This window comes from Paenibacillus thermotolerans (genome assembly GCF_028745515.1).
Classification (GTDB): domain Bacteria; phylum Bacillota; class Bacilli; order Paenibacillales; family YIM-B00363; genus Paenibacillus_AE; species Paenibacillus_AE thermotolerans.
Genome location: NZ_JAQZSG010000001.1, coordinates 379734 through 391287, shown reverse-complemented (window position 1 = coordinate 391287; position 11554 = coordinate 379734). Strand labels below are relative to the sequence as shown.

At 52.4% G+C, this 11554-nt stretch carries 14 protein-coding genes, 1 tRNA gene, 1 rRNA gene and 1 riboswitch; of the genes, 7 read left to right on the top strand and 9 right to left on the bottom strand.

The genetic code is table 11. From position 1 onward, the window contains the following. The 3 genes from PT964_RS01940 to PT964_RS01930 form a co-directional block, all read left to right on the top strand. Positions 1 to 109, top strand: a 23S ribosomal RNA gene (locus PT964_RS01940); the annotation flags it as partial. Positions 110 to 166: 57 nt separating this feature from the next. Next, positions 167 to 241 (top strand) — tRNA-Gly (locus PT964_RS01935). Between the two features lie 279 nt (positions 242 to 520). Beyond that, complete coding sequence (locus PT964_RS01930) at positions 521 to 871, top strand: Mpo1-like protein (RefSeq protein ID WP_274361618.1); 351 nt, start codon at positions 521 to 523, stop codon at positions 869 to 871. Between the two features lie 316 nt (positions 872 to 1187). On the opposite strand, the gene PT964_RS01925 is transcribed toward PT964_RS01930, so the two are convergent. The 4 genes from PT964_RS01925 to PT964_RS01910 form a co-directional block, all read right to left on the bottom strand. Beyond that, a complete protein-coding gene (locus PT964_RS01925) occupies positions 1188 to 2267 on the bottom strand; it encodes a Gfo/Idh/MocA family protein (protein WP_274361617.1) in 1080 nt (359 codons plus the stop codon). After that, positions 2264 to 3244, bottom strand: a complete 981-nt coding sequence (locus tag PT964_RS01920) for an AraC family transcriptional regulator (RefSeq protein WP_274361616.1) — start codon at positions 3242 to 3244, stop codon at positions 2264 to 2266. Before PT964_RS01920 ends, PT964_RS01925 begins: the two co-directional genes overlap by 4 nt. Before the next feature lie 4 nt (positions 3245 to 3248). Next, complete coding sequence (locus tag PT964_RS01915; protein WP_274361615.1) at positions 3249 to 4241, bottom strand: Gfo/Idh/MocA family protein; 993 nt, start codon at positions 4239 to 4241, stop codon at positions 3249 to 3251. Between the two features lie 184 nt (positions 4242 to 4425). Beyond that, a complete protein-coding gene (locus PT964_RS01910; protein WP_274361614.1) occupies positions 4426 to 5262 on the bottom strand; it encodes a M23 family metallopeptidase in 837 nt (278 codons plus the stop codon). Between the two features lie 117 nt (positions 5263 to 5379). On the opposite strand from PT964_RS01910, the gene PT964_RS01905 reads away from it, so the two are divergent. After that, entirely contained in the window at positions 5380 to 5673 is a 294-nt protein-coding gene (locus PT964_RS01905; RefSeq protein ID WP_274361613.1) for a DUF1811 family protein, read from the top strand. 32 nt (positions 5674 to 5705) lie between these two features. Here PT964_RS01905 and PT964_RS01900 read toward each other — a convergent pair whose 3' ends face one another. Then, positions 5706 to 6377: a PilZ domain-containing protein gene (locus PT964_RS01900; protein ID WP_274361612.1), complete on the bottom strand. Its 672-nt coding sequence runs from the start codon at positions 6375 to 6377 to the stop codon at positions 5706 to 5708. Positions 6378 to 6400: 23 nt separating this feature from the next. Further along, positions 6401 to 6487: riboswitch (cyclic di-GMP riboswitch) on the bottom strand. A gap of 112 nt (positions 6488 to 6599) precedes the next feature. Between PT964_RS01900 and PT964_RS01895 the strand changes: the two genes are divergently transcribed. Next, positions 6600 to 7040, top strand: coding sequence for a GNAT family N-acetyltransferase (locus PT964_RS01895; RefSeq protein WP_425262656.1), 441 nt, complete (start codon positions 6600 to 6602; stop codon positions 7038 to 7040). A 43-nt stretch (positions 7041 to 7083) separates the two neighbouring features. Here the strand turns inward: PT964_RS01895 and PT964_RS01890 are convergent, their stop codons facing one another. Together PT964_RS01890 and PT964_RS01885 are read right to left on the bottom strand one after the other, a co-directional pair. Further along, positions 7084 to 7827 carry an MBL fold metallo-hydrolase gene (locus PT964_RS01890; protein ID WP_274361610.1) on the bottom strand — a complete coding sequence of 248 codons (744 nt, stop codon included), beginning with the start codon at positions 7825 to 7827 and terminating at the stop codon, positions 7084 to 7086. Between the two features lie 111 nt (positions 7828 to 7938). Then, entirely contained in the window at positions 7939 to 8109 is a 171-nt protein-coding gene (locus PT964_RS01885) for an aspartyl-phosphate phosphatase Spo0E family protein (RefSeq protein ID WP_274361609.1), read from the bottom strand. 215 nt (positions 8110 to 8324) lie between these two features. Between PT964_RS01885 and PT964_RS01880 the strand changes: the two genes are divergently transcribed. Next, positions 8325 to 8918, top strand: a complete 594-nt coding sequence (locus PT964_RS01880) for a copper amine oxidase (RefSeq protein ID WP_274361608.1) — start codon at positions 8325 to 8327, stop codon at positions 8916 to 8918. A 76-nt stretch (positions 8919 to 8994) separates the two neighbouring features. Continuing rightward, positions 8995 to 9288 (top strand): DUF1292 domain-containing protein, encoded by a 294-nt coding sequence (locus tag PT964_RS01875; protein WP_274361607.1) that lies wholly within the window; start codon positions 8995 to 8997, stop codon positions 9286 to 9288. Between the two features lie 62 nt (positions 9289 to 9350). Here the strand turns inward: PT964_RS01875 and PT964_RS01870 are convergent, their stop codons facing one another. Further along, complete coding sequence (locus PT964_RS01870) at positions 9351 to 9770, bottom strand: DUF1885 family protein (protein ID WP_274361606.1); 420 nt, start codon at positions 9768 to 9770, stop codon at positions 9351 to 9353. Positions 9771 to 9907: 137 nt separating this feature from the next. Continuing rightward, positions 9908 to 11380: an aminotransferase class I/II-fold pyridoxal phosphate-dependent enzyme gene (locus tag PT964_RS01865; protein WP_274361605.1), complete on the bottom strand. Its 1473-nt coding sequence runs from the start codon at positions 11378 to 11380 to the stop codon at positions 9908 to 9910. Between the last annotated feature and the right edge of the window lie 174 nt (positions 11381 to 11554).

Sequence of the window (11554 nt, the reverse complement as noted above, 5' to 3'; positions counted from 1 at the left end):
GATTTCCCTGCTTGAAGACCCCTTGTAGACGACGAGGTGGATAGGTTCGAGGTGGAAGCGCAGCAATGCGTGGAGCTGACGAATACTAATCGGTCGAGGGCTTATCCTATATTGGAATGATGTCTCACGTTTCGCATCCGGTTTTCAGGGCACAATAAATCCCTATGCGGACGTGGCTCAGTGGTAGAGCATCGCCTTGCCAAGGCGAGGGTCGTGGGTTCGAATCCCATCGTCCGCTCCATACATATAAGATGAAGCACCGCTAGTCAGCGGTGTTTTTTTGTGTCAAAAAATGACCTTATCCATAAAGATAGTATCAAAAATTGATTTTAAGTTTGGCCATAAACCGGAAATGCTAGGTTTCATAGCGAATAGGCTCAAAAAATGACTCTAAGCCTCCAAAACCACCATTCCACATCGTTCGTAAGCTCAATAACTGATATTATGCAAAGAGATAGTATCAAATATTGAGCTTAGGCGTTAGAATGGGTTTACTATGATACGAACGGATGGTGAAAAAATGAGCAATACCAGTTTCAGCAATATCCCTCAATTCAACAGCTTCGAGCAGTTTTGGCCGTATTATCTTCAGCAGCATAGCAAACCGTTGACTCGAATCTTGCACTTTATAGGTACGGACTTTGTATTCGTAGCGATCATTTTGGCTATTGTGCTTCATCCGGCATACATACTTTTAGCTCCGGTAGTTGCTTACGGCTTTGCATGGTTTAGTCACTTCCTCATTGAAGGCAACAAGCCGGCTACATTCGGTCACCCGATATGGTCGTTAATTGCAGATTTCAAAATGTGGTTTTACATCGCCTCAGGGCAAATTAACAAAGAGTTGGCGAGGCTGAATATTGCTCAATAATTGTTCGGAGACTACCTTGGAGAAACTCGGTCAATGATCGTTGCAGCGGAATAAAGTTCCGTACGAGGCGGTTGGTCAATGCGGCGCGGCAGCTGCAACGGAACAAAGATCCGTTCGGAGTAGCTAGTTTGACGGTGTGCCGGGCTGCAGCGGAATAAAGTTCCGTACGAGGCGGTCGGTCAATGCGGCGCGGCAGCTGCAACGGAAAAAAGTTCCTGTTCGGAGTAGCTAGTTTGGCGGTATATAGGGCTGCAGCGGAATACAATAGTAAAATCAAAAGAGCCAACCAAATCGGTCGGCTCTTCTTTGCATGTGCTTATGGCAGCTCGATCGTCACTTCGCGCTTCTGCTCGGAGGAGCGGAGAACGGCGTCGATGATCGCTTGATTGTACAAAATTTGTTCGCCCGGGATCGGTGCCGGACGGTTGTTGCGGATCGCGTCGACGAAGTCGCGAACCTTCTCGTTAAACAGATTGATGCTGTGCTCCTGAAGCGGAATTTCGCTCTCGGTATGATGTCCCATGATGTCATGGTACATCTTGACGCTGCCGAGTCGGCCGTCCCATACGCCGCTCCAAGGGCCTTTGCCGGCCGGATTAATTTTAAGGCCAGCATCGGTCCCAAGGAACAACGTCGAGCCGAGCGTATCCATATGCATCGCCCAGGAGATCTTATAGTTGAGCACAATGTCGCCTTCAAGACGGATCATGGCGACGCCGAAATCCTCCACGTCGAACTGGTCGGCTTGGTGATGGTATTTCGGATTCGTGCCGAAATAATTGGACGTATAAGCCGATACGGTCAGCGGCTTCGGATAGCCGAGCGCGTTCAGCGCCATATCGAGCGAATAGCAGCCGATGTCGGCCATCGCGCCGGCGCCTGCCAAGTCTTTACGGATGAACGTGCCGCCAGGCATGCCGCGGCGGCGTCCGCCTCCGGTTTCGACGAAATACACTTTACCGAGCTGACCGGATTGAACGATATCGCGGACAATTTTCATGTTCGGATCGTAGCGCGGCTGGAAGCCGATCGACAGCATTTTGCCCGTTTTTTTGGAAACCTGCACCATGTCGATCGCTTCATCCAGCGTAACCGACATCGGCTTTTCTACAAGCACGTGCTTACCGGCGTTCAACGCATCGACCGTCGTCTGGTGATGCGCCATGTTCGGCGTACAAACGCTGACGCCGTCCAAGTCAAGCTCGAGCATTTGGCGATGGTCTTCAAACGCTTCAGCGCCCGGCAAATCTTGATCTTGGATGAAAGACTTCGCCTTGCCCGGAACGATGTCCGCCACCGCTACGATTTCAACCTCTTCCATCGTTTTGTAGCCGCGAATGTGCGCAGCGGCGATGCCCCCGCTGCCGATAATGCCGATTCGGGTTTTTCGTGTCATAGGATTCCCTCTTTTCGTTTATATTCGCCGGGTGTAACGCCCAGCCGCTTTTTGAATACGGAAAATAAATAATTTCCGTTCGTGAAACCGTTATTTACCGCGATCTGCTCGATCGTCAAGTCCGGTCTGCGCAATTGCTCGCACACCCGCTTGAGGCGTACCGTTTCGAGATATTCGCTGAACGAAACGTCCCCATGCTCCCGAAACACACGCTGCAGCTGGCGGCCGCTCACCTGGACCCGCTCAGCCACCTCATCCAGAGAGAGGGGGCTGGCATAATTGTCCTGTATGTATTGAACGGCGAGCTGGTACCGGTGCCTGCTCATATCCCTTGCAGGGAGCGAGGTCATCCGACGATTCCGGAAAGCGCGGACGGACCGGAGTAAAATTTGGATGATCGCATGCTTCACGGTCGAGTGAAAGAACGGATCGTTCTCATGCCATGCGCGATAAGCGGTCAAAAACCACGACATCGCATCCCACTGATCGTTCACAGGCTTTGCCGGAAGTCGGCGCAGCTCCTCGACGCATCGTCGGGCTTCCTCATGCTCCAGCGCGTCAAACCCGCCGACACCGCCGATCCCGCTCAAACCCGGTTCGTTCAGCTCCACAATATCGATGTGCAAGCACAGCTCCGACATCGGATCCTCCGCGTCGGTCTCCTGATAGTGCAGCACATCCGGACCGGTCAAGTAAAACAAGCCTTCCCGAAGCTCGTATTCTCCGTCGGGAAGCCCCACTTTGCCGCGCCCTCTAGGGATAAAATGAAACTCATACTCCGAATGCTTATGCAATGAAATCGTATGCGACGGCGGAAACACGGCCAAATGACAGCGCAGCACGCGGAAACCGTAGCCGCCCCAGCGGAAGCTGATATCGAGCGCATCCAATGCCTTCGGGCGCTCTTCCATGACGGCATACGGAAATCCCTTGCTTGCTTTCTTAGGATTACGGGCATTCGGCGTACGCGTCGCCATCGTTTTACTTCTCCAAGCCGGCCAAATCGACAGCGCGGCCGGAAGCGGCCGATAGGTTCGAAGCCTCCATCAATTTCGTCAAATCGAGAGCGAGGGCAATGTTCTCATCCGCCGTCGACCCGTTCTGAATATGTCCGACCCACTGGTGGAACGCGCCGGGCACATTGCTCGGGATGTCTTGCGCTACCCAGCCTTCTGTGCCGTTGCGGTTGGAGCGGAGCAGAAGCTTGCTGTCCGGCGTACCGTACATAAGCGTGCCGTCCGTTCCGTGAATTTCAATCGTAAACGGCGAATGGCTGTTCACGAAACCGGCTTCCACGATGCCGACGGCGCCGGATTCGTACTTGAGAATCGCCACGGCGTTATCCTCGACTTGTTTGCCCGTCACATATCCGTACGTTGCGCTTACGCTTTTCGGCAAGCCCAGGAACAATCGGGTCAAATACATCGGATGGCAGCCGAGGTCGATCAAGGCTCCGCCTTGGCACTGCTCGAGATTGAAGAAATGCTCCGGCAGCCAGCCCGCCGTAGCGCCGTTATGCGACAGGCGAACGCGCGCCATCGTCAATTCGCCGAGCAGCTTTTCTTCAAGAATGCGCTGAATCGCAAGCGTATATCCGTCATTCAGCCGCGGCAGGGATACCGTAAGCTTCACGCCGGCTTCCCGTACGGCCGCCAAAATTTCGTTCGCCTCCGCAGTCGTTGCCGCGACAACCTTTTCCGTAAAAATGTGCTTGCCCGCTTTAGCGGCCTTCACCATCACGTCCCGGTGAATATTCGTCGGAGTATCTACGATGACCGCGTCGATGTCGCTCTGTGCGAGCAGCTCGTCGAGCGATTCGAAAAACCGAACGTCCCGCTTCTCCGCTTCCTTCCGTCCGCGCTCCGGCAGCTCATCCCAAATCGCGACAATCTCCGTGTCGGGGTGGTTTGTCGCTTCCCTCGCGTAATCGTTTGCATGAACGTGCCAAAAGCTTAACATAGCTACTCGAATCATAAACTTGCGCGCTCCCTTCGAAACTATAAAATAGCGACTTTTTTCATGATACGTACCTAAAATACCATGAAAACAATGGATTGAACACTATATTTTCGCGACACAATACAATTTTTAATCATGCATAGCAAAAAGCCCCCGCCGTATCGGAAAAGCTTGCGTCCGAACGGTGCGGGAGCTTTGGTCATTTCGCGTTCAATTCCCACCATTTCAAATGAGTAAACGGATCCGAGGTCGTCCACGGGGAGGAGGCGGTATGATACATTCCGAAATGCAGATGCGGCGAAAACTTGCCCGACGTGCCCTGCGGACCGTAGCCCGTGCTTCCTACGTACCCGATCAGCTGTCCTTGGGACACTTTGGCGCCTTTATACAGATTGCTTCCATATCCCGACATATGCGCATAATAAAATGCAGTATCATTATCGATTTGAACGGTGAGGCGCCATCCGCCGTAATCGTTCCAGCCGATGTTCACTACGGTGCCTCCGGCAGAGGCGTAAATCGGTGTGCCCGCTCTGGCGAAAATATCGACGCCCTCGTGCGTTCTTGTATCGGGGCCTTCCGGGCTCCAGTCGCGCGAGACGGCGTAATTGTCTTCGAACGGGGTGTATGTACCCGCTTTCAACGGAAACGTGCCGTTAACGAAATTGGCAGGCTTCTTGGGGATCGATAGTACGAGTCCTGCATAAATGTTGTCCAGGTTTGTGATTTGGGGGTTCGCTTTTGCTAAAATGGATAACGGGATGCCGAATTTTTGCGCGATGAGCCACATCGTATCTCCGTAGCGTACCGTGTAACCGTTTTTGACGGGAAGCTGCAGCGTCTGGCCGGGCCAAATCGAGCTGCTTGTTAAACCGTTATAGCTCATCAACTCGTTGACGGAAATGCCGTTCGCGTTCGCGATCAGCCACAGCGTATCTCCCGAGCGAACGGTGTAGCTCGCCGCGTTCGCAGTCGAGGCGATCAGAGGGAGCGAAATCAAGACGCTTGCCAAGCCGGCTGCTATTGTTCTCTTCATGATGCCAACTCCTTGAGGTTTGCTAGATTTAATGATAGGGGAAAGCGGTGGGCATTTTAAAGCTGTAAATATTGGGAAGAGGAAGTAAATCCAGTGCAAAGAAGGATGAAAAAGGATATGAATACAAGATACAGCGAGCTTTCGCAAGAGCAATTGAGAGAGGAAATCGAGCGGCTGGAGAAGGAACTGGCGAAGGCGGAATCGGCGTGGCAGGAGAACGTAATCCGGCAAAAGGCGTACATGGCAAAGTCGTATTTGATGAAAGGGCTGCAGCTGCCTCAAGGAACGTATCGTGTGGGACACGAGCCCCGGACGTTTCAGCTCGAGCGGATGAACGGGATCATGGCATGGGGGAGATGGGATGACGGGGAGGAAGGAGCGGTTCCGATCGCGGCGCTCTTGCTCCCGTAAGTAAAATAGAAAAAGCGGCTGCACCGTAACGGTTACATAGCCGCTTCTTCTCTTCTTTGTTTAACGCGCGCATCAATTTGCGTTCTAAGAATAAAGCCGCGCAAGCTGTTAAGCTGCTCCTGCGGGAAGTCGAGAAACTTAGCGCCGATATATACGCCGCGTTCCGACGTCTGCCTTCGGGAAACCTCGACCCGGCATTGAACGCCGCCCAAAATGTTGAACTCGGTCTCCGCTACCGTCATCGTCCGCAGCGGAACCGATTCGGAGGCAATTAACCCGACGCCGCCAAGGCTGATGTTGCTAATATGAAAGGGGAACGGCTCCTCTAATGGCTGTACCGATTGGTTCGTCCCGATGATGGCGCGGATGAAGCCCTCGCTCTGAATGTCGATCCGCGGGTGCTGCCGCCGCTGCGTCAGCCGCTGGTTTTCCGGCGGGTTCAAAATCATAATCACTTCGTTGTCCTTCGCGATGACGGACGATGGAAGAATAAGGAATCCGTTATTTGAGTATACGGTGACTTTGATCGGATCTCCGGGCGCGTAATATTTGGCTTGGGGCAGTTCGACTTCAATAATGTCGCCCTCGATAAACGTTACCATTCCTACGGAGACGAAATCTTTCTTTTCTACGGAAACTTTGTTTCCGATCGCAACCGAATTTTTGCTATGATGGTTTAATTCGTCGACCCGCAAGAACGGCATGCAATTTTCCTCCTATGTATGCAATCGGCAGCCCGGCCGCCATAACGGTCTCCCGCGTTAGGCCCTCGGCTTTGCGTCTCTGTCTTTCGGCAGATTTGCCTTTTATACGATCAATTGAAAATCACATGAAACATACTATATTATATGCGATATAGGAAAATAGTTGCAATACTAGACAAAGCGTCGGAAGTATACAATAAAGGGTTGCGGAGGCGGTACATGATGAAGATCGTTCGAATTGAAACGCAGGAAAGCCTGAAGCAAGCGTTCCGCATCCGGCTGGAAGTGTTCGTGGAAGAACAGCAGGTGCCGGAGGATTTGGAGATGGACGAGTACGACGTGTCGCCGGAGGCGGCCAGACATGTTTTGCTCTTGGATGAGGACGGGTCGCCGGCCGCTACCGGCCGGTTTATCGTATACAAACCGGATACGGCCAAGATGCAGCGCGTCGCGGTCCGCCAACGGTACAGAGGCCGCGGAACCGGGCGGGAGCTTATGGCTGCGCTGGAGAAATGGGCGAAGGAGGAAGGGTTTGCGTACAGCCTGCTTGACGCGCAATGCCATGCGGAGCCGTTCTACAAGAAATTGGGCTATGAAACGGTATCTCCGGAAACGTTCCTGGACGCGGGTATTCCGCATGTTCGGATGAAGAAAAAGCTATAAAGCAAGAGGCCGCTTCGATACCGATCGTTGCGGCCTCTACGATTTATTCGAATCGATACGGCTTGTGCTGCTCGATAAATTTCATGAGACCGGTTTGTCCGACAAACTGCTCCATCTCGTCGCCGTAGTGCATCAGCCAAATTCGCTCTTGGATGCGCGGCGGCAGCGATAGCAGCTCGGTTAACGTCGTATGCACCTCGCCCTTGCCGATCAGCTGGCAGTCGTGCATAATATGCCGGCAGCGTCCTTCATCGATCATCGACGTCAGTAACGCCTCGTCGAATACGAGATCGGAGCTGTAAAACAATGTATCGTTCATCAGCACTCCGTAGCTCGGTCTTCCCGGGATATGCAGGGTCGGGATGAGCTCAACGGTAAGCCCTTCGGACAGCGCCGTCGGCTTCCGGGGTTCAACGGGAATGACCTGGAAGTAGGCGTCCAGCGTATCGAGTCCTTGCTCGACGACTTCCATGGCGCCTTTGAGCGTAGAGTTCCAAAGCGTCTCAACGATGGTCGACGGAACGTATAGGACCGGCTTTTTCCGGTATTTAAACATCATTTGAAATGCGAATTCTTCCAAACCGCCTACATGATCCCCATGGATATGAGTAACGAGGAGAGCGTCGATGTCGGTGAAGCCGACGTCAAGCCGGTGAAGTGCATAAGGAGCCGTAACTCCGCAATCTAGAAGTAGTTGATAACCGTCGACCTTGACCAAAGCGTTGTTGTTGAAGTAGCGTTTGGCAAAGGCGCTGCCGGTGCCGATCATGGTCACTTCGACACTCACACTTAGTACCCTCCAGTCTTTCTTTAAAAACTGTTTAAAATCACTAAATATTAATGTAACACGATCATATGGAAATTTAAAGCATTCCCGGACAAACGAAAATCCGGGTCATTAAGACTCCGGATTTGTGTGGTTAATTAAGATGCGGACGATGAGCTGGTCGAGCCGCTGGCTGACGGCGACCACGTCCGGATGGCAGAAGTCGTATTCATATCTCTCCACAGTGTCCTCAAGCAAATTCTTGAGGCTCCTCATTTCCTCTTCGATCCGATAATTGTTCATCTTTATCTACTTCACCTTATTCTTCGTGTTAACAATGTTAATTTTATCCTATTCAGGACACAATCGGAACACCGTTCGATGCGCGCAAACTTTTGTTTACAAATACCAAGTTTTGTGATATTGGAAGTTTTTTGCCGAGGAAATGCGTTCGGAGCGCAACTCTTCCGCAAATGGCGAGTATAACTTGACGGAAACAACTTTTGGAGGGAATCTGAATGAAAATCCGCAGAATGCTGTTGTGCGCGATAGCGCTGTCCATGGTAGGCGGGGCTTCCATTGGAGCCAACGAGGCACTCCAGACTTGGAAAGGGAAAAAAGTGCGCGTAACCGTCAACGGCGACGATATTAGCGGAGGAGCGCTGCAAATCGACGGCAAGACATATATTCCTCTTCGGTCGGACACGCTTCAGGCTTTGGTGAAGAACGATCCGAATTCCGACGCGATACATATTTATAAGCCGAATGTGCATCTGTTTCTCTTTTACGGCGACAAGAACGCGATGAAGCCGTTCGGGTATGCCAAGAAGGGACAGTCCGGGGAATTTTTCGTGTTTGCGCAGGTCGACAATTTGCAGACGAAGGTTCGTTCGATTAAAACCGTGGTAGCCGACCCGAACGGCGAAACGGTCGAATCCCAGGTTTACAAACTGGAGGACGGCGCAAGCGACAGCTTCTGGCACGTCACGTCCCCCATTAAGATGGAGTTTAAATTGTCCGGGCAGTACAAAGTAAAGTTTTATATCAAACAATCGGAGGACAGCGATTTTGAGCTGGTGTCCGAGAAGGCGATTTTGTCGAAGGCGGAATAAAGTATAATGGGAGAGGCAACTGGGCCACACTCTAGCCTATAGACAATATTCGAACAGACGGAGCGAGGTAACTTACATGGCGGATCATGAGCGCGACAACCTGGAAGACGAAGAAGAAGCGGTATTGATCGTAACGGACGAAAACGGCGCCGAGCGCGAGCTGGTTCATATACGGACCTTCGACTACGACGGCAACGATTATGCGGTGCTGATCGACCGGAACGATCCCGATGCGGACGGACATATTTTGCGGATTGAGCAGGACGGCGACGAGCTCGTTCTCGCCAATATCGAGGACGACGAAGAGTGGGAAGCCGTGCTCGATATTTACAACAGCATGCTGGACGAAGAAATCGGGGAAGACGACTAATCGCAAAGCGTAAGAAGAGCCGCGGGTCTCAACGAAGAGACTAGCGGCTCTTGTTTTTTTGTCTATTTCCTGGGATTGAAATACATGATGCGGCCGTTGAATAAGTGCGTTTCGGTTTTGAGCTGTCGTCCTAAATATTTGCAGAACTCATTTGCTTTCGCTTTATCCCCGTGCGTACTTCCATCCGGAAGGACGACCTGGATGAAATGCCGTTCTCCGTCTTCCGTCGTTTCCTTGCCGACCCCGAAAACAATATACTTGTACAGCTCGTTCTTTCCTTTCAAGTAAAACCAGACGCCGTCCCCTTCGGGCTTGGACTCGATCGTATACGGAAATGCCGCCTCGGAATAACTCCAGCCCAGCTGCTTGCCGGTTAATTCCAATTGATCGCGGTAGTGCAGCAAATGCTGCTTCAGCTCGTCCAACGTGACCGATGGCGCTTCGGATCCGTCAACAAAATATAGCGCTGCGCTCTGACTCATATGTACACCTACTTTGGTTGCTGTAATCCGTGTTCCTTTTGTTTCCACGTACCATATTAACAGGTTTAGAGAACGGTTACAATGCTTATGGCCGGAGAAAACAAAAGCCGCCCCTTAAAAAAGCGGCGGCTGTATGCTTATGCGGTAATGGCGCGCTCCTCCACGATGACCTTCACGTTGCGGAGCGTCTTGTCTTCCGGTCCCTGCACCGGCAGTCCGACCTTGATATGCTCGTTAATGTAGTCGATGTTTTCCTGCGAAATGACTTCGCCCGGCAGCAGGATCGGAATGCCCGGCGGATAAACCATTATAAATTCCGCGATAATGCGGCCGTCCGACTCTTCCAGTGGGACCGATTCCGTCTCCGCATAGAACGCATCGCGCGGCGAAAGCGACAGCATCGGAATTTTCGGATTTTTGACCGCGAAGATTTTCGCTTCGGGCGCCCCCGCGCGCTCCTCGGCAATCGCCGACAAAGCGTCAATCAGAGCTCCTACCGTGTCTTCCGAGTCGCCGTGCGTAATGATGCACAGAATGTTGTACATATCGCTCATTTCCACTTCGATGTTGAACCGCTCCCGAAGCAGCCGCTCCATATCGAAGCCTGTAAGGCCGAGCTTGCGGACGTGGACTGTCAGCTTCGTCGGATCGTAATCGTAGGTTGCTTCCGTCCCCAAAATTTCCTTTCCGAAGCAATACAACCCTTTGATGGCGTTAACGCGTTCCCTTGCGGATTCCGCCAGCCGAATGGACTTCTCCGTCATTTCGCGACCGTGCAGCGCCAAATTTCGGCGAGCCGCGTCCAAGGACGCAAGCAGCAAGTACGACGTCGAGGTCGTAGTCAGCATGGACAAGATCGCCTGTACCCGCTTCGGACTGATCCGGTTGCCCTTCAGGTTCAGCACGGAGCTTTGCGTCAGCGATCCGCCAAGCTTGTGAACGCTCGTCGCCGCCGCATCCGCGCCGGCTTGCATCGCCGACAAAGGCAACTCCTCGTGGAACTGAATGTGGACACCGTGGGCTTCGTCTACAAGCACGGGGACGTCGAACGAGTGCGCCACCTCGACAATTTCCTTTAAATTGGCGCTGATGCCGAAATAGGTCGGGTTGATGACGAGCACCGCTTTGGCGTCGTGATGGAGCTCGAGCGCTTTCCGGACGGAACGCGTCGTAACGCCGTGCGCAATGCCGAGCTGGTCGTCCATCGCCGGCGACAAAAACACCGGGCGCGCGCCGGCAAAGATGATCGCCGACAAAACCGATTTATGAACGTTCCTTGGAACGATGATTTTATCTCCGGGGCCGCAAACGGCCATGATCATCGTTTGAATCGCGCCGCTCGTTCCTTGTACGGAAAAAAATGTATAATCCGCCCCGAAAGCTTCGGCGGCAAGCGCTTGAGCTTGCGCGATCGCGCCGGACGGCTGATGCAGATCGTCCAGCGGGGCGATATTGATCAAGTCGATGGACAGCGCGTTGTCGCCGATAAAGTCCCGAAATTCGGCGTCCATGCCTAAGCCCTTCTTATGACCGGGAATGTGGAATTGAAGCGGATTGCGCCGTGCGTGGGCTATAAGCGCTTCAAGTAACGGTGTGCGGGATTGATCCATATGAACAATCGCCCCTTTCGAGTAACAAGAGATATCGAAACAAACAATAGATTTGAGTATAGCAAAATTAGCGCCAGTTTCAACAATAATTTAAATGCGGAATCGAATATAGTGTTGTTCATGTTGGTGAAAATAATCAAGATCGGGCAAGGAAACTAAAGTAAGGAACAAACT